Source organism: Nocardia sp. NPDC055321 (assembly GCF_053645575.1).
Map to the genome: position 1 here is coordinate 1 of NZ_JBSHMS010000003.1, position 24,310 is coordinate 24,310.

At 69.1% G+C, this 24,310-nt stretch carries 22 protein-coding genes; 12 read left to right on the forward strand and 10 right to left on the reverse strand.

Going from position 1 to position 24,310, the window contains the following annotated elements:
• Positions 1–359 precede the first annotated feature (359 nt).
• The 7 genes from ACWIGI_RS04915 to ACWIGI_RS04945 are packed head-to-tail and all read right to left on the reverse strand — an operon-like array spanning position 360 to position 9,806.
• Positions 360–959 (reverse strand): hypothetical protein, encoded by a 600-nt coding sequence (locus ACWIGI_RS04915; protein WP_454201038.1) that lies wholly within the window; start codon positions 957–959, stop codon positions 360–362.
• A 57-nt stretch (positions 960–1,016) separates the two neighbouring features.
• Positions 1,017–2,003 carry an AAA family ATPase gene (locus tag ACWIGI_RS04920; RefSeq protein ID WP_454201039.1) on the reverse strand — a complete coding sequence of 329 codons (987 nt, stop codon included), beginning with the start codon at positions 2,001–2,003 and terminating at the stop codon, positions 1,017–1,019.
• Positions 2,000–5,221 (reverse strand): AMP-binding protein, encoded by a 3,222-nt coding sequence (locus tag ACWIGI_RS04925; RefSeq protein ID WP_454201040.1) that lies wholly within the window; start codon positions 5,219–5,221, stop codon positions 2,000–2,002. The genes ACWIGI_RS04920 and ACWIGI_RS04925 overlap by 4 nt, the downstream gene beginning before the upstream one ends.
• Before the next feature lie 55 nt (positions 5,222–5,276).
• On the reverse strand, positions 5,277–6,137 hold the full coding sequence (locus ACWIGI_RS04930) for a phytanoyl-CoA dioxygenase family protein (RefSeq protein WP_454201041.1): 861 nt from the start codon (positions 6,135–6,137) through the stop codon (positions 5,277–5,279).
• A complete protein-coding gene (locus tag ACWIGI_RS04935) occupies positions 6,137–7,027 on the reverse strand; it encodes a class I SAM-dependent methyltransferase (RefSeq protein WP_454201042.1) in 891 nt (296 codons plus the stop codon). The genes ACWIGI_RS04930 and ACWIGI_RS04935 overlap by 1 nt, the downstream gene beginning before the upstream one ends.
• On the reverse strand, positions 7,024–8,892 hold the full coding sequence (gene asnB / locus ACWIGI_RS04940) for an asparagine synthase (glutamine-hydrolyzing) (RefSeq protein ID WP_454201043.1): 1,869 nt from the start codon (positions 8,890–8,892) through the stop codon (positions 7,024–7,026). The genes ACWIGI_RS04935 and asnB overlap by 4 nt, the downstream gene beginning before the upstream one ends.
• Positions 8,892–9,806, reverse strand: a complete 915-nt coding sequence (locus ACWIGI_RS04945) for a zinc-dependent alcohol dehydrogenase (RefSeq protein ID WP_454201044.1) — start codon at positions 9,804–9,806, stop codon at positions 8,892–8,894. Before ACWIGI_RS04945 ends, asnB begins: the two co-directional genes overlap by 1 nt.
• Positions 9,807–10,335: 529 nt before the next feature.
• On the opposite strand from ACWIGI_RS04945, the gene ACWIGI_RS04950 reads away from it, so the two are divergent.
• The 5 genes from ACWIGI_RS04950 (at position 10,336) to ACWIGI_RS04970 (ending at position 15,941) form a co-directional block, all read left to right on the forward strand.
• Positions 10,336–11,133, forward strand: coding sequence for a hypothetical protein (locus ACWIGI_RS04950; protein ID WP_454201045.1), 798 nt, complete (start codon positions 10,336–10,338; stop codon positions 11,131–11,133).
• Between the two features lie 72 nt (positions 11,134–11,205).
• Entirely contained in the window at positions 11,206–12,006 is an 801-nt protein-coding gene (locus tag ACWIGI_RS04955; RefSeq protein WP_454201046.1) for a hypothetical protein, read from the forward strand.
• On the forward strand, positions 12,003–13,088 hold the full coding sequence (locus ACWIGI_RS04960) for a hypothetical protein (protein WP_454201047.1): 1,086 nt from the start codon (positions 12,003–12,005) through the stop codon (positions 13,086–13,088). Before ACWIGI_RS04955 ends, ACWIGI_RS04960 begins: the two co-directional genes overlap by 4 nt.
• 52 nt (positions 13,089–13,140) lie before the next feature.
• Positions 13,141–14,625 carry a hypothetical protein gene (locus ACWIGI_RS04965; RefSeq protein ID WP_454201048.1) on the forward strand — a complete coding sequence of 495 codons (1,485 nt, stop codon included), beginning with the start codon at positions 13,141–13,143 and terminating at the stop codon, positions 14,623–14,625.
• Complete coding sequence (locus tag ACWIGI_RS04970; protein ID WP_454201049.1) at positions 14,622–15,941, forward strand: AAA family ATPase; 1,320 nt, start codon at positions 14,622–14,624, stop codon at positions 15,939–15,941. The genes ACWIGI_RS04965 and ACWIGI_RS04970 overlap by 4 nt, the downstream gene beginning before the upstream one ends.
• A 37-nt stretch (positions 15,942–15,978) precedes the next feature.
• Here ACWIGI_RS04970 and ACWIGI_RS04975 read toward each other — a convergent pair whose 3' ends face one another.
• The gene (locus ACWIGI_RS04975; protein WP_454201050.1) at positions 15,979–16,446 is read right to left on the reverse strand and encodes an SUKH-3 domain-containing protein; all 468 of its coding nucleotides are present in this window, start codon (positions 16,444–16,446) and stop codon (positions 15,979–15,981) included.
• A gap of 451 nt (positions 16,447–16,897) precedes the next feature.
• Here ACWIGI_RS04975 and ACWIGI_RS04980 point away from each other — a divergent pair, with 451 nt between their 5' ends.
• The 6 genes from ACWIGI_RS04980 to ACWIGI_RS05005 all read left to right on the forward strand — a co-directional run bounded on the left by ACWIGI_RS04980 (position 16,898) and on the right by ACWIGI_RS05005 (position 20,961).
• Complete coding sequence (locus ACWIGI_RS04980) at positions 16,898–17,629, forward strand: response regulator transcription factor (protein WP_454201051.1); 732 nt, start codon at positions 16,898–16,900, stop codon at positions 17,627–17,629.
• Positions 17,626–18,399, forward strand: a complete 774-nt coding sequence (locus ACWIGI_RS04985) for a sensor histidine kinase (protein WP_454201052.1) — start codon at positions 17,626–17,628, stop codon at positions 18,397–18,399. The genes ACWIGI_RS04980 and ACWIGI_RS04985 overlap by 4 nt, the downstream gene beginning before the upstream one ends.
• A gap of 71 nt (positions 18,400–18,470) precedes the next feature.
• Entirely contained in the window at positions 18,471–19,040 is a 570-nt protein-coding gene (gene ectA / locus ACWIGI_RS04990) for a diaminobutyrate acetyltransferase (protein WP_454201053.1), read from the forward strand.
• Entirely contained in the window at positions 19,037–20,305 is a 1,269-nt protein-coding gene (gene ectB, locus ACWIGI_RS04995; RefSeq protein WP_454201054.1) for a diaminobutyrate--2-oxoglutarate transaminase, read from the forward strand. The genes ectA and ectB overlap by 4 nt, the downstream gene beginning before the upstream one ends.
• Position 20,306: 1 nt before the next feature.
• Positions 20,307–20,702 carry an ectoine synthase gene (locus ACWIGI_RS05000; protein WP_454201055.1) on the forward strand — a complete coding sequence of 132 codons (396 nt, stop codon included), beginning with the start codon at positions 20,307–20,309 and terminating at the stop codon, positions 20,700–20,702.
• A gap of 85 nt (positions 20,703–20,787) precedes the next feature.
• On the forward strand, positions 20,788–20,961 hold the full coding sequence (locus tag ACWIGI_RS05005) for a hypothetical protein (RefSeq protein WP_454201056.1): 174 nt from the start codon (positions 20,788–20,790) through the stop codon (positions 20,959–20,961).
• An 86-nt stretch (positions 20,962–21,047) separates the two neighbouring features.
• Here ACWIGI_RS05005 and ACWIGI_RS05010 read toward each other — a convergent pair whose 3' ends face one another.
• Entirely contained in the window at positions 21,048–21,881 is an 834-nt protein-coding gene (locus tag ACWIGI_RS05010; protein WP_454201436.1) for a ParA family protein, read from the reverse strand.
• 397 nt (positions 21,882–22,278) lie between these two features.
• Between ACWIGI_RS05010 and ACWIGI_RS05015 the strand changes: the two genes are divergently transcribed.
• Positions 22,279–22,902: a hypothetical protein gene (locus tag ACWIGI_RS05015; RefSeq protein ID WP_454201057.1), complete on the forward strand. Its 624-nt coding sequence runs from the start codon at positions 22,279–22,281 to the stop codon at positions 22,900–22,902.
• 48 nt (positions 22,903–22,950) lie between these two features.
• Here ACWIGI_RS05015 and tuf read toward each other — a convergent pair whose 3' ends face one another.
• Positions 22,951–24,147 (reverse strand): elongation factor Tu, encoded by a 1,197-nt coding sequence (gene tuf / locus ACWIGI_RS05020; RefSeq protein WP_454201058.1) that lies wholly within the window; start codon positions 24,145–24,147, stop codon positions 22,951–22,953.
• Positions 24,148–24,310 lie beyond the last annotated feature (163 nt).

A 24,310-nucleotide genomic window follows, 5' to 3' on the forward strand; every position in this document is an offset into this window, starting at 1 on the left:
ATGTCCGACCCACCCACACGGGGGTGTGGAAGGCCGGAACCAATAAATTATTGGCACTGACATTCATCGACACACTATTGAGTTCTCAAAGAACACACGCACGCAGAACTTCGCGGGCTCTTTGTCCCGGTCGGTCTCTGCGGCTGCCTTCAAAGCTTAGCTCAGCGTAGACAGCGGAACCAAATCCGCTGATCTTGTGAGCTAAAGGGTTGGCCAGGCGCTCCTCGTACAACCTCGTTTTCCCTCGAACCACGCTCAGCCTCTCGGCTCAGCGTCTCGGCTCCGGGTCGGTGTCCGTGTCGCTCTGACTTGAAGAAAGTTACGCGGCGTCGTGGTGCAAAGTCAAATCGACACTCCCATCAGGGGTTTTGCGGAGAGGGTCCGTCGGCTTCGGCCGTGCGGATCGCGTCGAGCTCCGTGAGGAGGTCTCGAACGAGGGCCGGATTGTTGTTGCGCGCATAGGGAGACTGCCCCCTGCTCATCAGTCCGGCGTTCAGACTCGCGGCGAGATCCTCGAAGTCGTTTCCCGCCAGCAGGGTCTGGAAGTCGACGTCGTCGTCGAGCAGGGTGGCGAGATCGATCCGCCAGCACCAGACACGCGTGCTGCGGTAATGGTCCGGGCGCGAGGTCCACACCCCTTCGGATTCGAGGTGCAGCTGTTCGTCGGTCCAGCCGGCGGGGACGTCGAGGTTCACCGTGAGCTCGATAGCGATCCCGGCCGCTTCCCGGAACTCGGTGACATAGAGGGTTTCCAGCCCACCGACATTCAGCGTCAGCAGGCGGCGCTGATCCTTGGCCCGCGCGGTAGCGGGGAGCGCGGTGACGTTCCAGAACTCGGGCTGGGTGGTGGCCGGATTGATGATGGTGTCGCCGATGTAGGCGGCTACCAGGCTACGGATGGCGGGATACGCGTCGTGCCGTTCGAGTTCGGCGAAGCGCGCGTCTTCCTGGGTGGTCACGGCGCTATTGATACCCGAGCGCGAGTGCGTTCGGAGCTGGTTCGGGCGGGAAATCGACTATGGCACTGGGCAGTTGGTTTCTTTCAGCAGGGCGCGCACGGCGTCGACGGCCTGCTCGGTGCGGGTGGTCCAGTCTCCGCGCAGGGGAACGGCCGTGCGGCCGGCGCGGGTGAGCGCGGTCCGGCAGCGGTCCAGAAAGAGCTCGCTCTCCCCGGGGAGATAGCGCACCTGATCGGCGACCCACGGCACATCCGGTTCGGTCAACAGGGTCAGGTCATAGGTGCGCCCGGCGGCCGCGGCGGTCACCTCCGGCGGGCAGGAGCCCAGCAGCGATTCCGCCCACACGGTCGTCAGCAGGGGTTCGGTGTCACAGAACAGCACGCGATCGGCGTTGCGGGCCAGGGCCTCCTCCGCGGCGATCTGGCCGTGGACGAGATTCGGCCAGTTAAGCCCGTCGAGGCTGCCCTCGCGCTGTTCCAGAACTGTGCGCGCCCACTCGGGCACCCACGTGGTGTCGAAGGTTTCGGCGAGGGTGCGGGCCAGGGTGGTCTTGCCGGTGGATTCGGGGCCGATGATGCTGACTCGTTTCACGAAGTGCGGGCGCACGCATCGCGGGATGAACTCCCAGTGCCGGATCGGGTCGGTGCGAATCGCGGTGCCGCTGACCGGGATCGTGGCCCGGGGCAGGTCGACGGGGATGAACTCCGCGCCCAGGACCTCGGCGAGTTTCGCGCCGTAGGGTTCCGAGGCGAAGACCAGGTCGGGGCGCTCGGGGAGGATGCGCTCCAGGCTGGAGCGCCAGATGTTCCAGAAGTCCGGGTGTTCGGAGGGGTCCTGGGGGTTCTCGTCGGTCAGGTGCAGGACGGTGGCGGCGGGGAACAGCTCGCGCATCCAGCGGTGACGCAGCTCGCCCGGGATCGGTTCGGCGGCGAGAGTGCCGACGACGATGGTGAGGTCGTCCACCCAGTTCCCGGCGAACTCGCAGAGGTAGACGTGTCCCGCGTGCGGTGGCATGAATTTGCCGAGCACCATGCCCCGTGTCATGCGGACCACCTTGCCGTGCGGGCCGGGTCGAGGGCGAATGCGGTGTAGCGGGACAGCAATTCGGGGGTGGGCGGCGCGATGGTGCGGCCGGTGGCGGCGCGCAGGACCGCGCCGGGGAAGCGGCGGGCGGTGTTCAGGAAGAGGTCGGCGTCGCGGTGTTCGTCGGTGCTGGTCAGGCGGTAGGAGGCGGTGACCATGGCGAGGGCGTCCGTTCGGGTGAGGCGTTCCCGGGTTCGGGTGGTGAACTCGGCTGCGGCGACCGTGTCGATGCTCGCGTGCGCGCCTATCGCGTCGCGGAGATCACGAAGCGATGCGCCCGTCTCGCTCGCCACGTGCACCAGGGGCGGGCAGGTGGTGGTCGCCAACTCGGCGATCGCGGCGGCGGCCTGATCGACGGGTGTGATGTTGACGCGCAACAGGTCGTGATCGACGTCGGGCAGGCAGCCCAGCGTGGTCACGGCGCGCAGGAATGTCGTGAGCGGGCAGTTGGCCGGGGCCTCCCCCGTGCCGGAGTGCCCGGTGAGCAGGCCCGGGCGGATGACGGACAGGTGCGGAACGGTGGTGCGCAGCAGCGTTTCCGCCGCCCATTTCGTCTGCGGGTAGGCGCCGAAGAGGTGTGCCGTCGCGGGTGGACGCGTGTGCTCGTCGAGAATCGGCTGGTCCAGGTCGGTCGACGCCAGGACAGCCAGCGACGAGAGGTGGAAGACCCGGGCGTTCGATGCAGCGGCGAAGCGGGCGATCTCCGCGGCGCCGCGGATGTTGGCGGCGGCCAGGTCCGAGAACGGCAGGCTCAGGCTCAAAGCCGCTGCGCCGTGGATGATTCCGTCGACGCGGTTTGACAGGGAGTGCCACGTGTCGCGCGGCAGGCCGAGGTACGGGGCGGCGACGTCACCCGCGTGCACCCGGATTCGCGGGTGGGCTGCAAGGTCGCCCAGTCGCACGCGGGCCCGCTCGGTATTGGGGGCGCGCACCAGCAGGTGCACGGTCGCACCCGTGCGGTGCAACAACTCCGGAATGAGGTGACCGCCGAGAAATCCGGTGCCGCCGGTGACGAGCCAGTCGCCCGTGTGGGAGCCGGACGCCGCGTCGTGCCGGAGTTCGTTCGCGGACAGCGAGCTTCGAGCCGGCCTCGGTGATCCATCGATGGCCGACGCGGTAATCATCCGGGCGGCGAGCTGATTCAGGTCGGCGACCGTGCGGTGCGCCGGACGGGGCAGCTCGGCGATGCGCGCGGGCGTGCGCGCGGTCAGGACCGCCGCAGGGTCGAGAGCCACGCCGCGCAGGCGTGCTTCGGTGACGACGGCCAGCGCCGCCAGTGAGTCGCCGCCGAGTTGGCGGAAGTCGTTGTCCGGGGCGACGTCCGTGATGTCGAGCGCCGCCGCGAATGCCTGACACACGAGCGCTATGCGGTGGGTCGGCAGCTCACGGTCGAAGTGGCGAGCGCCGTCGCCGGGACGGGCATCCGCGATTCCGGAGACCGGGCAGATCAACCCGGTATCCGCACGCGGCGTCGGGCTCTCCGCCACGACCCGGCCGCGCTCGAGAGCCGCGATCGTGGCGTGGGTGTCGTTCGGACTCGTTCGGCCCGTTGAGGGTTCGGGTCCGCTCGCGGCAGGGCTTTCTATCACCGGTGCGGGTTGATCGTGGGCGATCGCGTCACGCGCACCGTGGGTCAGGGCGTGGTGATCCACCTTGCCGGTCGAGTTCCGGGACAGGGCGTCGACGAGGGTGACCTGCGGCAGCATCCATGCCGGGAGGGACCGGGAGAGGTGGGCGTGGATCGACGCCGGGGTCGACGCCGGGTCGGCGGTGCGGATGTGGGCGGTGAGGGCCGGAGGTGAATCCGTCGTTGTCACCGCGGCTTCGGTGATGCCGGGGATGTCGCGGAGGCGGGCTTCTATCTCCTCGGGGCAGACGAGGCGGCCGTTGAGCTTGACCTGGCGGTCGGCGCGGCCGAGGAACTCCCAGTCGCCGTTCGGGTGGTGGCGGACGAGATCGCCGGTGCGGTACCAGCGCCGGCCGGACCGGGTGATGAAGCGCTCGCGGTCGAGTTCGGGGCGGTCGACGTAGCCGAGGGCCAGGGCGGGGCCGCCGATGAGGAGTTCGCCGTCCAGGAGGGCGTATTCGACGTGCGGAAGCGGATTTCCGAGGAGGGGGCGGGTCCACTCCGGGCCGCAGTGGCTCATGCTCGTGCAGATGGTGGCCTCGGTGGGGCCGTAGACGTTGATCAGACGTACCCGGGCCGCCCAGGCTCGGACGACGGCGGGGGCGCAGACTTCACCGCCGATCACGATGGTGCGCAGGGTGTTCGGGACCGAGTCCGGATCGACGTGCGCGAGCAGGGACGGCGGCAGGTCGGCGTGGGTGACGCCGTGTGCGCGAACGAGTTCGGCGAGGGTCGCCGGGGTGGCCGGTTCGCGTGGGATCACCAGGGTCGCGCCGGAGAGCAGGGCGGTGCCGATGTCGGAGATGGACGCGTCGAAGGCCGTGGACAGGGTGAACAGGGCGCGCATGCCGGGCGCCAGTTCGAACATCGCGATCTGCGCGGTGAGCATGGGGACCAGGCCGGTGTGCGCGACGCGAACGCCCTTGGGGCGGCCGGTGGAACCGGAGGTGTAGATGATGTAGGCCGACTCGTCGGCGGCTGCCGGCTGTGACGGGTCCACGGGCGTAAGGGCGATTCGCGGTGGGCCGCCGGACGCCCGAATCGCCCGGGGCGCGCCGGCTGCCCGGATAACCGGCCCCTCGCGATGGGTCGCGCATGCTGTCGGCAGCGTGTGGGCGTTCGGCCGGGCGATGCTGGAATCGTCCCCGGCGAGCCCAGCAGCGCCGGCGGCATCGTCTATGCCGTGGGGGTCGTCATCGCCCGGCAGAGTGCTCTCCGGATGATCAATGTCGATGGAAAGCACTGCGCTGCAGCACGATTCGTCGAGAATCTGCGACACCCGGGCGCTCGGTGTGTCCGGCTCGAGGGGCAGAAAGGCCGCGCGTACGCGCCAGGTCGCGAGGATCGCGGCCACATGCCAGGCGCCGCGGCCGATGTGCAGGGCGACCACGTCGCCGGGGCCGACGCCGGCGGCGCGGAGGCGGGACGCCAGGTGATCGGCGCGGGCGGTGAGTTCGGCGTAGGTCCAGACCGCGTCGTGGGCGTCGACCGCGACGGCGTCGGGAGCATTCCGCGTGATGTCGGCCAGGCGGTCGAGGAATTCCACGGTCATCGGCCTACCCCAGCGGTCGCCGGGACGGCGGCGGGAACCGGGGGTTTCGGCGGGCTCATTCGGCGGCCGCGATCGCGTCCAGTTCCCCCGGCTGGATGTAGTCGGGCACGGCCGAACCGCGTGAGCGGTTGTCCACGTCGGGGGCGGTCAGGCCGGCGGCGTGGTCGCCGAGGTGGACCAGGCGGGCATCGAGGCTGAAGCGGGACAGGCCGTGCTGGGGCAGGGTGCGGTGGAAGTGGCTGCCGGAGAACAGGAGTACCTCGCCGGCGCGGCAGGCGAAGCCGGACTCCGGGCCGAAGTCGGCCTTGCCGGAGACCTGGGGGTAGCGCGCGGTCAACGACGCGTCGCGGTCCTGCCAGCCGATCTTCAGGCTCCAGCCGCGGGACACCCAGTCGTCGTAGTCGAAGATCTCCGAGTCGTTGGGCACGGGTTCGGCGAAGCGGTCGGGGTAGAAGACGAAGGCTTCCGCGGGGGTCAGGTCGTCCAGGGCCGTCCAGATCGTGACCACCGAGCCGGGGTGGCCGTACCAGGTGTCGCGGTGCGGGTAGTAGACCGGCGCGGCCCGCGGATTGTGCTGAGCGTCGTGCAGGATCGCGCGCAGGCGGGCCGGGTCGAACGCGGTCTGCTCGGGTGCGAATCCGACGGCGGCGGCGGTGTCGCGCAGCAGGCGCTGGGCGGCGGGTTCGGTGTAGACGTGCTTGCGGACGCGGCCGATACGGTCGAAGAGTTCGGCGTCGTCGTAGCGTTCGTGGGCGGTGCGCGGGTCCTGGCCCAGTTCGGATTCCAAGCTCGCGCGGGCGTATTCGACCAGGCGCAGCGAGCTTTCGGTGGCCGGGAGCAGGAAGACGGTGCCGGAGTACAGGGCTCGGCGCAGGTCGGCGTCGCTGTCGGGTCGGGTCCGGGTGGGCAGGGTCATCACGGTCTCCTGGCGAGTGCGATCAGACGCGGGCTGTCGAGGGTGAGGGTGGCGCCGGTGAGGTCGCCGAGCAGTTCGATGCCGGTGAAGCCGGCGGTGGCGAGCATGGCGGCGACGGCGTCGGGGAGGTAGAGGCGGACCGAGCTGCGGTGGTGGGTCTCGAGCCTGCCGTTCACGAAATACGTCCAGTCCTTGAGCATGCGCCCGGACGGGAGGTCGATGGTGGTTTCGCGGAGCAGCAGCACACGGCCGCGCGGGGTGTCGCGGTGCAGGACGGTGTCGCGCTGGAAATTGCGCAGCACGCCGGGGAGGTTCATGGTGTCGAGGGCGAATCGGCCACCCGGGCGCAGGGATTCGAAGGCGCGGTCCAGCATGCGCTGGTTCTCGGCGTCGGTGCCGTAGCCGAAGCTGGTCCACCAGTTGAAGACCGCGTCGACCGGGGCTGGCGGCACGAACTCGCAGGCGTCGGCGGCGGCGAAGGCGGCGGTCCCGCCTGTGAACTCACACTGGTCGCCTGTGAGCGGACGTCGGGTTTCCGGGGCGGGCTCCGGCAGCGGCGTGGGATGTGCCGTACCCGACGGGAATCCGACCGTCGCGGTGGATACCTGTGCGACGCTCTGTGATTCGGCTGCCACACCAGCGTTCGTGGCATCCCGGCGGGCGCGTTCTACGTAACCAACGGCTTGGTCGACACCGATCGCCACCAGCCCCCGGGCCGCCAAGGGCACGGTGAGACTGCCTATACCGCAGCACTGGTCGTAGACGCTGTCGCCCGGCCGCAGGTCGAGGCGATCACACAGGAAATCCAGGGTCGGTTCGACCGTGCCCTCGTCGCGTTCGAGCAGTTGATCGGCCAGGAGGTCGTCGTAGAGGTCGGCCCACCAGGTCATGCGGTCATCCCCAATCCGGTGTGCAGGATGCCGACCGAGGTCATGAACAGGATCACGGGGTCGAGCACCTTGCGCTGTGCGATATCCAGTGCGGCCCAGCGGTTCAGCAGGTCCGTGGTGCGGCGGGAGTCGAAGACCCCGAGGTCGCGGACAGCCCGGTCGGTGAGGACGTCGCGGGCCAGCTCACGCATGCGCGGGCCCATCGGCGGGCCGAGGAAGGGATGCTTCTCGCGGGCGATGACGTCGGCGGGGAGCAGGTCCCGTACCGCTTCGCGCAGGATCCACTTTTCGACGCCGTCGTGGATCTTGAGCGAGGTGGGCAGGGACACGGCGTGGTCGACCAGGGCGGTGTCCAGGAACGCGAGGCGGCCCTCCACGCTGTTGGCCATCTCCAGGCCGTCGCCGAGGGCGCGCAGGATGTAGCCCTCGAGGGCGAGCCGAGTCCACAGGTAGGAGGATTGTTCGACGCGGCCGCGACCGGTGAGGGCACGAAGGTCGATGTCCGCGAGGAGGGTTCGGCCGATGTCGTGGCCCGCGAAGCGTGCCGCCCACTCCGGGGCCACGAGGTCTCGGACCCGTTTGCCGAAGGACGCTTTGGCGGCGAGCCAGGTGGGGACGAAGCCGAGTGCCCGCTCGACGTGGGCGAGGGACAGGCCGTCGCCGGCGGGCAGCATGAGGCCCGCGGACGCGGTGTTGGTCGCGGTCAGGCCGCCGAGTGACCCGCTCAGGTCGGCGCGCAGGTGCGGATAGCCGAACAGGATCTCGTCGGCGCCCTCGCCGGTGAGGGCGACCTTGAATCCGGCCGCGTGGACGGCGGCGTGCAGGCGCAGTTTCGCGGCCGCATGGGTGTTCACGCAGGGGGATTCGGCGTGCAGGACCGCCGCGGGGAAGGATTCGGCGAGGTCTCGGTCGGTGACCGGGACGGTGTGCAGGCGCGCGCCGAGGTGGGCGGCGGTGGCCGCCGCGAGGGGCTGCTCGTCGTATCCCGCGTCGTCGGCGAAGGAGAGGGTGAAGGCGTCACGCGGGCCCCGATGCTGGGTCGCGAGCGCCAGTACCGCGCTGGAATCCAGTCCGCCCGAGAGTTGAAAGGTCACGGGGACATCGGCGTCCAGGCGTTCGGTGACGGCGGCGGTGAGGCGGGTCCGGAATTCGCGAACGGCGGCATCGGTGTCGGTGACCGGCGCCGGGTCGGCCGGATAGTCCAGATCCCAGTATCGGCGGATGTCGATCACGCCGTCGCGCACGGTCATCCGATGCCCGGCGGGCAGGACGTGCGCGCCCGCGAACAGGGTCTCGGCGGGTGGGGCGTACTGCAATCCGGCGCTCTGCCAGAGTGCTTCGTGGTTCCAGGTCGCGGACAGTCCGAGCGCGAACAGGCCCTGGACGCGGGAGGCCAGCAGTACCCCGCCCGAATGTTCGGCCCAGAACAAGGGTTTGACGCCGAAGCGGTCGCGGGCCGCGAACAGCGTGCGGTGGCGGGCATCCCACACGATGAGGGCGAATTCACCGTGCAGGCGGGGCAGCATCTCAGGGCCCCACTCGCGCCAGGCGTGCAGGACCAGTTCGCTGTCACCGCGCGTGGCGAACTCGTAACCGCGTGAGCGCAACTCGGACCGCAGACCCGCGGTGTGGTACAGCTCGCCGTTCACCACGACCACAGCGTCATCGGCGGTGCTGCGGATCGGCTGCGCTCCCCCGGTGAGGTCCCGCACGGCGAGGCGGGTGTGCCCCAGCGCCACCCGGCGATCCGGGGAGATCCAGCGGCCGTTGCCGTCCGGGCCGCGGTGCGCAAGGACCTTGATCGCCGATTCCACGGCGTCCGCGTCGATCCCGCCGTCGCGGACGGACGCGACGATGCCGCACATCAGCGGACCGCGCCGGGGTCGAGGAACACCTTGGGTCCCAGCGGATCCCGTTCGGCCGCCGCGAGCGCCTCGGCGAAGCGATGCAGCGGATAGGTCTCCCCCAGCAGATCGTCGATCGCAAGCTCGCCCGCCAGCCGGACGGCGTCGTCGATCGAGCCGTAGGAAACCGCCGCCAGGAGAAGGTCTTTGCGGACGGCCGCGGCCACGTCCAGGGCGATCGGGTCGGCCGGCCGGCTCTTGAGCACCACCACACCGCCCGGCCGGGTCAGTTCGACGGCCCGGGCCAGCTCGGCGGCGGATCCGGCCGCCTCGACGACGAAGTCGTAGTCGCCCTTCGGTTCGGCTGAATCGTCGATGAACTCGAATCCACCGGCGCGCAACACCCGTGCGGTCAGCTCGGCTATGCGACCCGCGCCCAGGACAACGCCGCGCTGGTCGGGGCGAATGGGCGCGCGCAACACGGCGGCGGTGGCCGCGAGGGGTTCGACGCAGGCCGCCCGCCGCAGTGGGAGCGATTCGGGTACCGGATACAGGTTGGCCGCGGGAACCACCACCTGGGCGGCGAAGGCCCCGTCGACGTCGACGCCGAGCATGCCGGGTTCCCCGCACCGGCGCGCGGTCGCCGCGCATTCGGCGCAGGCGATCAGCGGAATGGCAACGGCGGCGCGCGTTCCCGGGCGATAGTCCCCCGCGGGATCGGCCTCGATCACCTCACCGACCATCTCGTGCCCGAGCACGCGCGGGCCACCCAGCGGCAAACGTCCGGTGGCCGCGTACACGTCGGTCCGGCAGATGGCCGCCACCAGCACCCGAAGCCGTACCCACCCCGGCGGGCGCACCGGAATCGGCACCTCCCGCAGCCCCGCGACCCCGTCCGCGCCGACCGCCGCCGGCATCCACTCCGCCCCCGCCAATGTCCCGCATCCTCTCTGGAGGGCGCGAGCCTAACAGCCCGCCGCGGCTCCCGCCGAACGGATTTCGTGGCACTCGCGAAAGGCTGGCACCCGCGGTGGACGCCTTCCCACCCCGCGACCGACCACCCGGCATCGAATCGACCACGGCCGCAGGGCAGCCCCTCGAACTCCACACCGCACGGCGTCGCCTCCCTCGATACAGCGGCACCGACGCGGCATCCGCCTTCCACGCCCTGCACCGATGGACCTGGCTGCGGCTCTTCTCCTTTCCCGGCGGCAGAGCCGGACCGGACAGCGGGGCGATCGGATCGTCTCGACGACCGCGCGACGGGAGGTGTGCCGGTTCCGCGCGTCGGCAAGGCGCGCCGCGCATTTCGCGCCGACCGGCGGCCCGGTTCCGCTTTCGGTGGGACACGGGCCCGCGCAGTCGGTAGCGTCTTGCGCGATTGCCTTGTAACTAGCAGGGGGACTTGATGTTTCGTGAGCGGCTGACCTGGGCCGGAACGGATGGCGGGCCGGAGGACCGGGCATGAGCACCGTGGCGGGGATCGTGCTGGGCGTCGCGTCGGTGGCGTGGTGGCTGGTGCAGGTAGTCGGGGTATGGGCGCTGGCGCTGCTGGGGGCGGTACTGGTGCTGCGGCGATCGCGGGAGGCGTGGTCGGTGTTCGCCGTCGCGCGGACCGCGGTGACGGCGGTGCTGCTCGGCCTGCTGGCGCTGCGTTACGGGACCGGGGGCAAGGAGAACGACTGGTTCGACGCCGTGGGAACGAAATACAGCATTCTGACCGGCGCCGCCGTGGTGGCGGTGCTGGCGCTGGCGGCGATCTACATCGGCACCGCGCCCGAGCAGGTACGCGAGGATCGGGTGGAGCGGCTGTTCGTGGTGCGCGGGCTCGACGGCTTCGTACGGCTGGGGCCGCTGTCCATGGTGCTCGGACTCGGCGCGATCGCCGGGGTCATCGCCTGGGTGCTGAACACCTTCGACGATCGGTACGCCTCGCCGCTCACGGTCGCGATCGGCATGATCCTGATGATCATTCCGGCCGTCGCGTTCTTCATCGTGGTCCCACTGAGCGTGTCCGGGACCGTATTCCACGCGCGCAATACGCATCCGGCCATGCCGGCGTTCGCGGCGCCGGTGATTGCGATCGCCGTGCTGATCGTCGATCGGATCGTCGGCGGTGCGGTCTCGGCCCCCGACGGACTTCGCACCCCGCTGTCGATGCTGTGGGTGCTCACCATCACGGCGCTGAGTGCGGTGGAGTTGCGGTGGCTGCACCGAAACGGGTTCAACATCAGCCGGGATTCGGCGACCGGGTTTCGATGAGAACTTCCGGCAATTCGGGCAATTGCTGGAAAAGACTGGTGCATACTGGAACTGGTGGCTACCGTGTGCGGTATGACCGCGTCCCCTGATGCCCTGGAAGCCAGGATTTCCGAATTACGAGCATCGGTGCGACGGGCCATCGCGGGCGGGGATCGCACGGCGGCCCGCACACTGCGGGCCGAGTTGCGCGGCGTGGAAACCGAATGGGAGACAGCCGTTCTCGGCGAGGGCTCCGGCGCGGAAACAGAACCCGAGACCATCACCTCGGGGGTGCCGGTGCGCGAACACGTGCATCAGGCGCTCACTCTGCTGTCGGTACCCGCCGCCCCGCGACTCATCATGTCGGTGCACGAGGGATTCTTCTCCGGTGAACTGGTGGCCGCACGATTGACGAGTCTGCGTCGTGACGAGGACAGGTCTTTTCGCACAGCGCCTTTCGCCCGGCCCTACTACGTGTGCGCGGCGCTGACCGTCGATCTGCTCGCCCCCGCGCGGGGTCTCATGGCATTGAGCACCTGGCCGCTCGCACAGCGCATGGTCGGCCCGCTCAGCGCCCGGGTCGACCTGCTGACCGCGGTGATTCGCCTGGCAGAGCACGCTTCCACCCTCGACGAGGTCGGCTCCGGCGGCCGCCGCGTCGTGCGCCAATTGGCCTCCACCATTCCCGGCGTTCGCGGTGCGCGCCTGGACGACGCATTCGACACGATCGCCGACGCGGCACGCAATGAATTGGCCGTGCACCGGGATTCGGATGAACGCGCGCGGCAGGCGGCGGCGGAACGTGTCGTAGCCCAGGTGGAAGATCCTGCTGCACAGCTGTTCGGTACACGATTCGGCACGACGAACAATAGATACGGGAGTTCTGCGGGATGACGGAATTGACGGCGCGGCTCGATGAAGTGCGTGGCGCCGCACCCGCCTGTCGGCACAACGCACGCACCATTGCCGCGCTCACCACCAATCCGGGCTGTTCGCGCCGCGCGCTCATGGACGCGGCGGCCGTCGACAAGACGGTGGTGGCACGCGAACTGGGATACCCGGCACGATTCGGCCAGTCGCAGTTCGCGATCACCCGCGGCAATTCGTTCGAGGCGTACGTGAAGGCCAACGGGTGCGCGCAGTTGCTGGCACTGCTGCGCGAGCGGTTCGGGCTGACCCTGCCGGAAGTCTCCTACGATGATCTCAACACCGTGGGAGACAACGCCGGCAATGCGGTGCGGCACCGAAGAACTCGGCAATTGCTGGGCGAGGTGGTGCGCACCGGCGCGGGTACGTTGTTCGACCATCCCATGCTCGCGCTCGATATCGCCGGGGTGACAGCGTATCTGGAGCCGGACGTGATCGCGGTGCAGATCGACGGGTACTTCCACGTCGTGGAGATCAAGTCGATCGCCGTCATCGACGGGCAGGCCGCCCCGGAACAGGTCGCCGCCGCGGCCCGGCAGTCCGCGGTCTACGTCCTCGCGCTGCGGCAGCTGCTGGCCGAGGTGGGCGGGCGGCCCGAACAGGTGTCGCACGAGGTGATCCTGGTGTGCCCCAGGGACTTCTCCAACCAGCCCACCGCCGCCAAGGTCGATATTCGCAAGCAACTGGCGGTCATCACCCGGCAGCTCTCGCGCCTGACGCGCATTCAGGAACTGGTCGAGGTGTTCCCGCCGGAGCTGAGCTTCGCCTCGGGCGATCAGCTGCTCGCCGCGGTATCCGCGGTGGACGGGCGGTACGCGCCGGAATGCATGTCCAGCTGCGAGCTGGCCTTCTTCTGCCGTGCAGAGGCGCGGGCCCAGGGTTCGGTGGACGTGCTCGGCCGCAGCATCTGCGACGAGGTCGGCGGAATCGATTCCATCGCACTGGCATTGGCGCTGGCGGACGGGGCGGTCACCCCCGCCCCGGAGCAGGCCGACATCGCCGCGCAGTTGCGCTTCGCCCAGGTCCTGCGGCAGGAGGCGTTCGCGTGAGCGGTCCGGCGCGGGGACAGCGGGTGCGCCCCGGTGCGAGGAGGGGCGCGGCGTGAGTGTGCTCACCGCACTCGCTCGTATCGAGGCCACCAGAAGTGGCCGGGCACAGCCGATCGCGACGGTCCGGCACTGTCACGTGGCCCGGCGGCCGCTGGTGCTCATCCCGCTGCGCATGGCCGGGGAGGCGGCCGCGCCGCTGGCGGTCATGGTCGGCAGCGGGCCGCTCGACGGAACGGTGCTGATCGTGCCGCAGCCGCGCGACCGTGAGCTGCGGTTCGGCTTCACCGCGCAATTGGCGGACATCGTGCTGCCGTACCTGGCCTCGTTCCTGTCCGACACCGAGACCGTCACACCGAAATCCGGTGACGCGTGGGAACGGTGCCTGGACGCGCCGCAGCTGTGGGTGCCCAACCAGGGCGGCACGACCTTCCTGAAACTCATGGGCCGGTCGGTGCGATTCCGGCGGGCGGACGGGCCGAATCCGGTGCCCGAGACCGTGCCGCTGCTGGGCCGCTGGCTGACCTGGTTCGGCGATCGCGCCGAGCACCCGGGATCGAGTGCGCTGCTGGCGATGACCTCGGTGCTCGGCGGGCACTGGGCCACCGGGCAATCCGGCATGGAGGACGGGAACCTGGCCGCGCTGCTCGGCTGGATCGATCCCCCACCGGGATCGACCGGTGCACAGGCCGCCGCGCGCGCCGAGGATCCCATCGAGTCGCCGCCCGCGGGCCCGGCCACCGATCCGGGTTTCGACAACGAGGAACTCGCGCCGCTGCTCACCGCCTACGACACCGCCGAGGACGACCAGGTGCGCCTGCTGGCCGGTGACCGGATCCGGCACGCGCTCGAACAGCAGCTGGCCCCGACCTGGCGACTGATGTGGCGGGCCATCGACCTGCTGCGCGCGGTGCCCCCGGGGGCGAGCGTCGCCGCGCGCTGGGACGGGGATCGGAGCCAGTTCAGCCGGTTTCACCAGAACATCCCCGAGAGCCATCCGCAGCCGCGCCGGGACAGTCCCGTGCCCGCGGTGCGGCGGCTGCTAGCGCGCGAGCAGGCCCAGCAGGCGCTGGATGTGCAACGGGCGTACGACGATCCGCTGGTCATGGCCGAGTACCGGTTGAGCGGGGACGCCTTCCGGGGCGTGGTCGTGGAGTGCGACCCGACCCGGCTCATCGTGAACGCCTCGGGAAAGAAGCTGCTGCGCCCCGAGATTCGGGTGCACACCACCGATCCCGTCGCCATGGAGATCGGCACCGAGCTGCACGCGGTGGAATCCCGCGGGCAGAAGGGCACGGTGCTCGGCATCGACGGCGAGATCGTCACCCTGGAACTGTCCGGCGGAATGGGCAACGGGCACACCGCCAAACCCGGATCGGTCCCCGTCCCGGGCAATCGGATGACCTTCACCGGTTTGTCCCCCAGCGGTTTCCAGCGGCCGGCCGAACTTCCCAAGCCCGAGGACACGCCCTGGACCCACGGCGGCCCGCCGCCGGAGTGGACCCCGAATCCCGCCGACGCACAGGAAGAATGGTCGTGAAGACCCCGGATCAGGTCATCGAGTCGGTGCTGGCCGACCTCACCGCCGGAACCGAACGCGCCGTGGTGGTGGACTCCCCGCCGGGCGCGGGCAAGTCGACCCTGGTGGTGCGCGCCGCCCGGCACCTGGCCGCCACCGGGCAGCCGGTGCGCATCGTCGCCCAGACCAACGAACAGGTCGACGACCTCATCGACCGGCTCGCGGTGGCCGACGCCGCGCTGCTGATCGGACGGTTCTCGGCCAAGGATTACGCACCGAGCGAGCGTGTTTCGGCGCACGCCAACGTGCTGGTCGGCAGTTCGATCGAGGATCTCGGCGATCGCGCGGTGCTGCTCGGCACCGCGGCGAAGTGGGCGACCAGGACCGAGGGATCGTGGGCGTGGACCATCGTCGACGAGGCGTATCAGATGCGCTCGGACATGTTGCTGCGCATCGCCAGACCGGGTGAGCGCGCGTTGTTCGTGGGTGATCCGGGCCAGCTGGACCCGTTCGCCATCATCGACAAGGACCGCTGGGCCGGCCTGTCGTGGGATCCCACGCTGAGCGCGGTGAGCGTGCTGCTCGCGCACAACCCGACCGTGCCGGTGCACCGGCTGCCGGTGTCGTGGCGGCTGCCCGCCTCGGCCGCGCCGATCATCTCCCGGGCCTTCTACCCGTTCACCGAATTCGCCGCGGGCACCACCGCGGACCAGCGCAGCCTGGAGTTCACCGCGAGCGCATTCGGCGGCGGGCCGATGGACGAGGCGCTCGAGGAGGCCGCGCGCTCGGGCTGGGCCTGGTACGAGTTGCCCGCGCGGCACACCCTGCGCACCGACGCCGAGGCCATCGAGACCCTGGCCGCGCTCGCGGCCAGGCTGCTGCAGCGCGGTGGAATCACGCGCTCGGAGAGCGGTTCCGAACCGCGGCCGCTCACCGCCGATCGCATCGCCATCGGCACCGCCCATCGCGATCAGGCCGCCGCCGTGCGCGCGGCCCTCGCGCGAACTCCCGCCCACGCCATCACCGTCGACACCGCGAATCGCCTGCAGGGCCGCGAATACGACGTCACCCTGGTGCTGCATCCGCTGTCCGGCCGGCGCGACGCGACCGAGTTCCACCTCGAGGCCGGGCGGCTGTGCGTGCTCACCTCACGGCATCGGCACGCGTGCATCGTGGTGGGGCGCGCCGGAATTCCGGAACTGCTGGACGCCCACCCGTCCACCGAGCCCGTCTATCTCGACGTCCCGGTGAAGTTTCCCGACGGGTGGGAGGCCAACCAATCGATCCTGGCGCACCTGGCCAATCATCGCGTTTCCGCTGCCGCGCAACGCGTCTGAGCCGGCGGCGGCCGATCCATGAGCCGGCGGCGGCCGATCAGCGCACGGCCGCCAGCACATTCGGCGTGCGATGCCGGCGCAGCGCCACGTCGATGGCCTCGGGGAACGTGTCGCCCAGCAGCCACAGGCCCTGCGCGTCGTCGGCGACCACGCGACCGTCGTCCAGGATGAGCAGGAACCCGGTCCCGCTGGCATTGGCCGCCAGCGGCGACATCCGGTGCCCGACCTGTTCCTCCAGCTCCGCGTAGCGCTCGTACATGCCCGCGCCGACCTCGATCGGATCGAAGAAGTACGGGTCGGCACCCCACAGCGCGTCGGTGGTGTCGGCCGGGCGCAGGGCCAGTTTGCCGAAGCTCTCCAGGATCCCCGTCGCGGCGGGCGACATGTAGTAGCCCTCGGCGCGCAACTCCTCGAGCCACTCGGCGATGTCGATACGGCGTTGCGGTGTCCATCCCGACTCCGCGACAGCCTGTGCCGTCACCGGGCTCGGCCAGTCGATCTCCATGTGTTCGTCACCATCCCATCCCGTGTTGGTCCGCCGTGCGCGGCCGCACACCGCCGGAGCACGGTCGCCCCGGGTGGATGCGCTCGCCGATGCGCTGACCGACCGGGCCGGCCACCGTGCGGCATACCGCCGTTCGATGGCATCGGCGCCGATCGCCGGCGCATACCGGTGAGGCTATCGGGGAATTCGCGCAGGTCGGGAACCTGACACGCGAGTGGGCGCGTCGCGTACGCCGCGCGGACGCCGGAGAGATCTAGCTCACTCCGGCGGCCGGCGAACATTCCGCCAATCGAGCCCGTGACCACGGAAACATCCGGCTCCGGGCCGTATCGGACGACGGCGGGCGGCGTTTGACCACGATCAAACCGGGGTAGTCGTGACTGTTGTGTGAATTCGAATATGTACCTGTGTGAGGCAGGGCACGTTTATTCGTGTCCGATGGGGAGTAGTGATGAGCGCGAACCTGATGATCGTTGAAGATGACGACCGAATTAGAGCCGCGCTGCGGTTGGCGATGGAAGACGAGGGATACGACGTCGCCGATACCGATGCCGCCGAAGAGGCGCTGCGCTATTTGGCGGACAATGGCGCTCCCGACTTCATGATCGTCGATCTGATGCTCGGCGGAATGGACGGATTCACCTGTATCCGGGAAATTCGCCGCGACCACGACGTGCCGATCATCGTGGTCAGCGCGCGCGACGACACCCATGATGTGGTGGCCGCTCTGGAGGCGGGCGCGGACGATTTCGTCACCAAACCGTACGAGGTCAAGGAGATCACCGCGCGTATGCGCGCGGTGGCGCGGCGCGCGCGCTTCGCCGAGCAGGCCGCGGCAGAGGAGGAGACCGATTCCGGCCTCGGCACGGTGGTGCTCGACGAGGAGTCGGGTGCGCCCCTGGTGCTGTCCACCGAGAGCGGCATCGTGCGCCGCGGCGACGAAGAGCTGCATCTGACGCTCACCGAATACCGGCTGCTGTGCGAGCTGGCCGAGACCCCCGGTCGCGTACTGAGCAGATCCGCACTGCTGGAACGGGTCTGGGATCGAGGCTTCTTCGGTGACGAGCGCATCGTCGACGTCCACATCCGCCGGCTACGGACCAAGGTCGAGCTCGATCCCTCCGACCCACAGCTCATCGTGACCGTGCGCGGGCTGGGGTACCGACTCGACGTGCAGCGGTGATCGCGGTCGGTTTCGTTCTGGCCGTTGTCTTTTCGCTCGGCGTCGGCGCTGTGCTCGGGGCGTGGGCCTGCCATCGCAGGCTCGCGCCGCTGCGACACAGCGCCGAGCGTGAACGTCGGCTCGTCGGCGATGTCGGACACGAATTACGTACTCCTCTCACGACATTGGTCACCAGCGTCGGGGTGCTGAAGCGGTACGAGCAGGATCTGCCCGAGCGCTCCCGGCTGGCCCTCGGCCTCATCAGCGACGAGGTCGAACATCTGCGCCGGGTACTGGACGACATGCTGGCGCTCGCGCGGGTCGAGGCCGGGGTGCACGCCGCCGACGCCGAACTGCTGTGGGTGGGTGAACTCCTCAGCCATACCCTCACCGGGCGCAGACATGCGCCCGAAGTTCTTACCGTGCACCAGGATATGACCGTGCGCGGCCGCAAACTCGAACTCGAGCGCGCCTTCGCGAACCTGCTCGACAACGCCGTGCGGCACGGCGGCGGCATCACCGACGTGACCGTGCGGCGGATCGGCGATCAGGCGGTGATTCTCATCGACGACGCTGGTCCGGGCGTTCCCCCGGGGGATCGCGAGCGCATCTTCGAGCGGTTCGCCACCGCGCGCGCGAGCAGGCGCACCGCGACCGGCACGGGCATCGGACTGGCCCTGGTCAGTGAGACCCTCGCCGCACACGGCGGGCGGGTCGAATGTGGCGAACGTCCCGGCGGCGGTGCGCGATTCGCGATTCGCCTGCCGATCTGCAAAGACTCCGAGCGGTAAGGCGCTCGTAACATGACGGTAATGATTCCGACCGGTCTATCTTCAAATTGGTTCGTAAAGCTGAAACGGTCATGCAGACCCGATTCAGTCAATTCCCAGTAAACCCGAAGACCACTGCTCTATTCGATGAACCAGAAGGTGGTTCGCACTACGTTCTTCGAAACCCACAGGTGGACGATGGGGGCAGCATCTGGAAAATCGCCGTTGATTCCCAGGTGCTGGACGCGAATTCGAGCTACGCCTATCTGATGTGGTGCCGGGATTTCGCCGCCACCTCGATCGTGGCCGAAATCGACGGTGAAATCGCCGGATTCGTGATCGGCTACCGCCGCCCCCACGATCCCGATGTGCTGTTCGTCTGGCAGGTCGCCGTCGATCACGCGCACCGCGGCCGCGGCCTGGGAGTAGCCATGCTCGACCGGCTGCTGAACATCTGCGCCGCGGAGAACATCTCCACCCTGGAGACCACCATCTCCCACGACAACCCGGCTTCCATCGCCATGTTCGGCTCGCTCGCCCAGCGGCGCGACTCCGTCCTGGTGCACCAGCCGCTGTTCGACAGCAACGACTTTCCCGACCAACACGAGGCCGAGCGCTTGTACCGCATCACTCGACCCAGGACCCTGGAGGAAATCCGATGACAACCACCGAGATGACGATCTTCGACGATCTCGAGTCGAACGTGCGCGGCTACTGCCGGTCCTGGCCCACCGTGTTCGACACCGCCAGCGGCTCCTGGCTGCACGACGAGGGCGGGCGTGACTACCTCGACTTCTTCGCCGGCGCGGGCTCGCTGAACTACGGGCACAACAACCCGGTGCTCAAGCAGGCCCTCATCGACTACATCTCCCGTGACGGCATCACGCACGGGCTCGACATGTCGACCATCGCCAAGCGGAATCTGCTCGAGACGTTCCAGCGGGTGATCCTCGAACCGCGCGGCCTCGACTACAAGGTGCAGTTCCCCGGGCCGACCGGCGCCAACGCGGTGGAGGCGGCGCTGAAGCTGGCCCGCAAGGTGACCGGGCGCACCGAGATCATCAACTTCACCAACGCCTTCCACGGCATGACCCTGGGCGCGCTGTCGGTGACCGGCAACGCCAGCAAGCGCGCGGGCGCCGGCGTCCCGCTGGTGCACACCACCGCCATGCCCTTCGATGGCTACCTGAGCGATACCGACGGCATCGAGTGGATGGAGCGGGTGCTCGACGACTCGTCCTCGGGGCAGGACATCCCGGCGGCTGTCATCGTGGAGACCGTGCAGGGCGAGGGTGGCGTGAACGTCGCCCGCATGCACTGGCTGCGCCGGCTGGCCGAATTGTGCGCCGCGCGCGGCATTCTGCTCATCGTCGACGACGTGCAGATGGGCTGCGGCCGCACCGGGCCGTTCTTCTCCTTCGAGGCGGCCGGCATCACCCCGGACATCGTCACGCTCTCGAAGTCGATCAGCGGCTACGGACTCCCGATGGCGCTGGTGCTCATGAAGCGTGAGCACGACCAGTGGTCGCCGGGCGAGCACAACGGCACCTTCCGCGGCAACAACCCGGCCTTCATCACCGCGGCCGCCGCGCTCGAGCAGTACTGGGTGGACGGCACGCTGCAGAACGCGACCCTGGTGAAGGGTGAGCACACCCACCGCCGGCTCAGCGAGCTGACGGTCGGGTACCAGGGCTTGTCCACGCGCGGTAAGGGTTTGGTGCAGGGCCTGGTCTTCGACGACGCGTCGCAGGCGGGCAAGGTGACCCAGCTGGCCTTCGAACGCGGCCTGCTGGTGGAGACCTCGGGCGCGGAGGACGAAGTGGTGAAACTGCTTCCGGCGCTGACCATCACCGGCGCCGAGCTCGACCACGGCCTCGACATCCTGGCCGCCGCCGTCGACGTGATCTGCACCGAGCGGGTGAACTGACATGATCGTGCGCAGTACAGCCGAGATCACCGGCACCGACCGCGATGTCGCGGACGCGGGCTGGCGCAGCAAGCGCATCGTGCTCGGCGGGGACGGGGTGGGATTCTCGTTCCACGAGACCACCATCGAGGCCGAGACGGTGCACGAGTTCCACTACGCCAACCATGTCGAGGCGGTGTGGCTCGTCGAGGGCGAGGGCACGCTCACCGACCTGGCGACCGGGATCGACTACGAGCTCGGGCCCGGGTCGATGTACCTGCTCGACGGCCACGAACCGCATCGGCTGCGCACCCGCACCCGGATGCGCATGATGTGCGTGTTCAACCCGCCGGTCACCGGGCAGGAAGTGCACGACGAGAACGGCGTCTACCCGCTCGTCGCGGTACCGACGGCATAGTCGTCGCGGCGGCGAACATCGTTCCCCGGGCGGCGAATCGGCGAGTGGTTCGTTTGCCCGCCCGCACCGCGGGAATGTCCGGGGTATGACTTTCGAGAACAACATGGCACGCCGGATGCGCGGCGTGCGCGGTGCACTGCAGAAGTATCAGGGCCGGGTCTCCGGTGATCGCAGACTGGAGGCCCGGGGACGCCGTGGTCAGGTCCGTTCGGACCTGACCACGGCTTTCTTCAAGCTGCGGGCGGCCCTGCGGCGCTGAGCCGCGGCCGGCCGCTCTACGTGGAGAGAGTACCCCCGTCGACAGTGTCGAGCGTTGGGCCGCAACCGCTTCGGGCGTCGCGGCGCTCATCTCCCCCAGGCGAGTTTGATCCGCGTCGTGGCCTGGAAATCCGCGGTCAGCTCGCGCAGCGCCAGGAATTGCCCGCCCGCGCCGTACTTCTGGCGCAGACTGCCGAAGTCGGCGAACTCCGCGGCCGCCGCGATCTGATTCGACTCCGGGATCCGGGTCGGGAAAAGCCTTGGCAGCGTGCGGTTCTCCCGCAGTTGATCGAGCACCCGGCGGTGGACGGCGGAGGACGCGCGGTACTTGGTGATCACCACGCCTAGTTCCTCGATGGGCGCCGACCACTGTCCGGCCAGCTGCCGGATATGCGCCTGCACCGGCGGAATACCGTACGTGGACATGAAATCCGGGATGGTGGGGATCACGTAGCCGTCGGCGATGCGCAGGCCGTTCTGGGTGATGGGGCCGAGGTTGGGCGGGCAGTCCACGAGCACGAAGTCGTAGTCGGTGAGCACACCGCGCAACGACTCGGCCAGAATCCGGGTCGGGTCCACGCCGGCCAGGCGGCCCATGAAATCCCCCAGGCCGATCAGTTTCGGTGACGAGGCCAGCAGATCCACCGTCGCCACGACCTCCAGCGGCGAGACCCCCCGCTGAATGAGGGCGCCCGCCCCGCGCGGGCGCGACCGGGCGCAGGCGTCGGCGAAGATCGCGGCCAGCGTGCTGTCGTTCGAATCCAGTTCCGCCGCCGCCGATTCGCCGATCATCATGGTGGTCAGATTGCGCTGCGGGTCCAGGTCGATCAGCAGAACCCGTTTGCCGAATTCCGCGGACAGTATCTCGGCCAGGGCCGCGGTGGTGGTGGTCTTGCCCACCCCGCCCTTGAGATTGAACATGGCGACCACGTAGGGGCGGACGCGGCCCGGGACCACGCTGTTCTCCCACACCCGCTGGGTCCGGTCGAACTGCAGGGCGCGGGTGGCTCTCCCCTGCGGCCATTCCCAGCCCAGCCCGCGGCTCGCGGCGCCCGCCGCCGACTGCGCCCGATCCTCGGGCACCACATCGCCACGCAACTCCACCAACTCGACACCCTTCATCACCCGCGACCGTCACGACGGTCGGCTCAGCCTAGACAGCCGGGCCGTTTTCGGGGGCGTACGACACGGATTCGATCACGGTGGCTCCGGACACCCCGCGCGTTTCCCCGGCGAGTCCTCGGCGGCCGATCACGAACCCGGTGTTTGGATGGGACCGATAGGTATGCGGTACAGGACAATCCGAGAGGATCCGAACATGCGTCGTACCCGCTTCACCGGTCGTCTCGTCGCAACGCTGCTGGTAGCGGCGGCATTCGCCGGATTCAACAGCGGTGTCACCACCGCCGAGCCGGCACTGGATTGGACCGTCGCCGTATCGCGACTACAGGTCGCGGCCGCCGGGAATCCCGCCGCCGAACAGGCGGTACGGGATCTGATCGCGTCCGGGCAGCGTGTCACCGAGGTGGCGCTACCCGCACAGCCCTTCCAGATTCCGGCCGAATCCGATATCGGGCGCGGCGCCGGGCCGGGCGCCTACGGCTCCGGAATTGCGCTCGGGCTGGACGGCTTCCGGGTCGGTTTCTTCGGCGGGCCGGGCACGATCTCGCCGAATCAGGGCGGAGCCAAGCTCGAGGTGATGTGGTTCAACCTGTCCAACGGCCGCAGCGGCACCACCGTCCTGACCGAACACCAGGATGTGCCGGTGGACACCACCATTCGCACCGCGGTCCTCGATCCCGGCCCCGGCCTGATCGTCGCGGCGGTGTACGGCAGCCTCTGGCACCGCTGGCCGGTGCCGGTGAGCGACGCCAATCCCGATGGCTTCCAGTACCAGAAGGGCACCATCTCGATTCCGTCGTTCGGCGCGGTCTACAACTGAGTGATCCGGGCGGTCCACCGCGGTGGGCCGCCCGGTCGCGCGGGACGGCTACTTGATGATCCTGGTGATCTGGCCCGCGCCCACGGTGCGACCGCCCTCGCGGATGGCGAACTTGAGTCCGACCTCCATCGCGATCGGCTGGATCAGCACCACCGACATCGTGACGTTGTCGCCCGGGAGCACCATCTCCACCTCCTCTGGCAGGGTCACCACACCCGTCACATCGGTTGTGCGGAAATAGAATTGCGGGCGGTAGTTGTCGAAGAAGGGCGTATGCCTGCCGCCCTCCTCCTTGGACAGGATGTACGCCTGACCTTCGAACTCGGTGTGCGGGGTCACCGAACCGGGTTTGATGACGCACTGGCCGCGCTCCACGTCCTCGCGGCGGATTCCGCGCAGCAGCAGGCCGACGTTCTCCCCCGCCTGACCCTCGTCCAGCAGTTTGCGGAACATCTCGATACCCGTCACCGTGGTTCGCGTTGTCCTGGGGCGAATTCCGACGATCTCGACCTCGGCGTTGACCTTGAGAATGCCCCGCTCGATCCGGCCGGTGACCACGGTGCCGCGCCCGGTGATGGTGAAGACGTCCTCGATCGGCATGAGGAAGGACTTGTCCACCTCGCGCTCGGGCGTCTCGATCCAGTCGTCCACCGCTTCGAGCAGATTCACGATGGCCGCGCCCCAGGGGCCGGAGGGCTCCATCAGCGCCTGATAGGCCGAGACGCGCACCACCGGGGTGTTGTCACCGTCGAAGTTGTACTCGCTCAGCAGTTCCGAGACTTCCAGCTCGACCAGCTCCAGGATCTCGTCGTCCTCGACCATGTCGCATTTGTTGAGAGCCACCACCATTTTCGGCACGCCGACCTGGCGAGCCAGGATGACGTGCTCCTTGGTCTGGGGCATCGGGCCGTCGGTCGCGGCGACCACCAGGATCGCGCCGTCCATCTGCGCCGCGCCGGTGATCATGTTCTTCACGTAATCCGCGTGCCCGGGACAGTCGACGTGCGCGTAATGCCTTGCCGCCGTCTGATATTCGACGTGCGCGATCGAGATGGTGATGCCGCGCTGACGCTCCTCCGGGGCCTTGTCGATGGCGTCGAAGGGCGTGAAGGGATTCATGGCCGGGTTCTGATGGTGGAGGACCTGGGTGATGGCGGCGGTCAGGGTGGTCTTGCCATGATCGATATGGCCGATGGTGCCGACATTGACATGGGGCTTGGTGCGCTGGAATTTCGCCTTCGCCACTGGAGTCCTCCTGTGCGATCCGGGGCGGGCGTGGCGGCGGGAGACCGCGTGGAATGCCCGACGGCGGTGTCTTTTCCAGGGTATTTGCCCGAACCCGCGCGGGAGCCGGGAACACCGTCAATCCGGTGTCGATCCCTGTTGACGTGGCATTTTCCCGATCCGG

Excerpts from the sequence above, each read along its gene's own strand:
- ACWIGI_RS04920 (WP_454201039.1), bottom strand. The coding sequence starts at position 2,003 with ATGACACGGGGCATGGTGCTCGGCAAATTCATGCCACCGCACGCGGGA.
- ACWIGI_RS04925 (WP_454201040.1), bottom strand. The coding sequence starts at position 5,221 with ATGACCGTGGAATTCCTCGACCGCCTGGCCGACATCACGCGGAATGCT.
- ACWIGI_RS04930 (WP_454201041.1), bottom strand. The coding sequence starts at position 6,137 with ATGACCCTGCCCACCCGGACCCGACCCGACAGCGACGCCGACCTGCGC.
- ACWIGI_RS04935 (WP_454201042.1), bottom strand. The coding sequence starts at position 7,027 with ATGACCTGGTGGGCCGACCTCTACGACGACCTCCTGGCCGATCAACTG.
- asnB (WP_454201043.1), bottom strand. The coding sequence starts at position 8,892 with ATGTGCGGCATCGTCGCGTCCGTCCGCGACGGCGGGATCGACGCGGAC.
- ACWIGI_RS04950 (WP_454201045.1), top strand. The coding sequence starts at position 10,336 with ATGAGCACCGTGGCGGGGATCGTGCTGGGCGTCGCGTCGGTGGCGTGG.
- ACWIGI_RS04955 (WP_454201046.1), top strand. The coding sequence starts at position 11,206 with ATGACCGCGTCCCCTGATGCCCTGGAAGCCAGGATTTCCGAATTACGA.
- ACWIGI_RS04960 (WP_454201047.1), top strand. The coding sequence starts at position 12,003 with ATGACGGAATTGACGGCGCGGCTCGATGAAGTGCGTGGCGCCGCACCC.
- ACWIGI_RS04975 (WP_454201050.1), bottom strand. The coding sequence starts at position 16,446 with ATGGAGATCGACTGGCCGAGCCCGGTGACGGCACAGGCTGTCGCGGAG.
- ACWIGI_RS04980 (WP_454201051.1), top strand. The coding sequence starts at position 16,898 with ATGAGCGCGAACCTGATGATCGTTGAAGATGACGACCGAATTAGAGCC.
- ectA (WP_454201053.1), top strand. The coding sequence starts at position 18,471 with ATGCAGACCCGATTCAGTCAATTCCCAGTAAACCCGAAGACCACTGCT.
- ectB (WP_454201054.1), top strand. The coding sequence starts at position 19,037 with ATGACAACCACCGAGATGACGATCTTCGACGATCTCGAGTCGAACGTG.
- ACWIGI_RS05000 (WP_454201055.1), top strand. The coding sequence starts at position 20,307 with ATGATCGTGCGCAGTACAGCCGAGATCACCGGCACCGACCGCGATGTC.
- ACWIGI_RS05005 (WP_454201056.1), top strand. The coding sequence starts at position 20,788 with ATGACTTTCGAGAACAACATGGCACGCCGGATGCGCGGCGTGCGCGGT.
- ACWIGI_RS05010 (WP_454201436.1), bottom strand. The coding sequence starts at position 21,881 with ATGTTCAATCTCAAGGGCGGGGTGGGCAAGACCACCACCACCGCGGCC.
- ACWIGI_RS05015 (WP_454201057.1), top strand. The coding sequence starts at position 22,279 with ATGCGTCGTACCCGCTTCACCGGTCGTCTCGTCGCAACGCTGCTGGTA.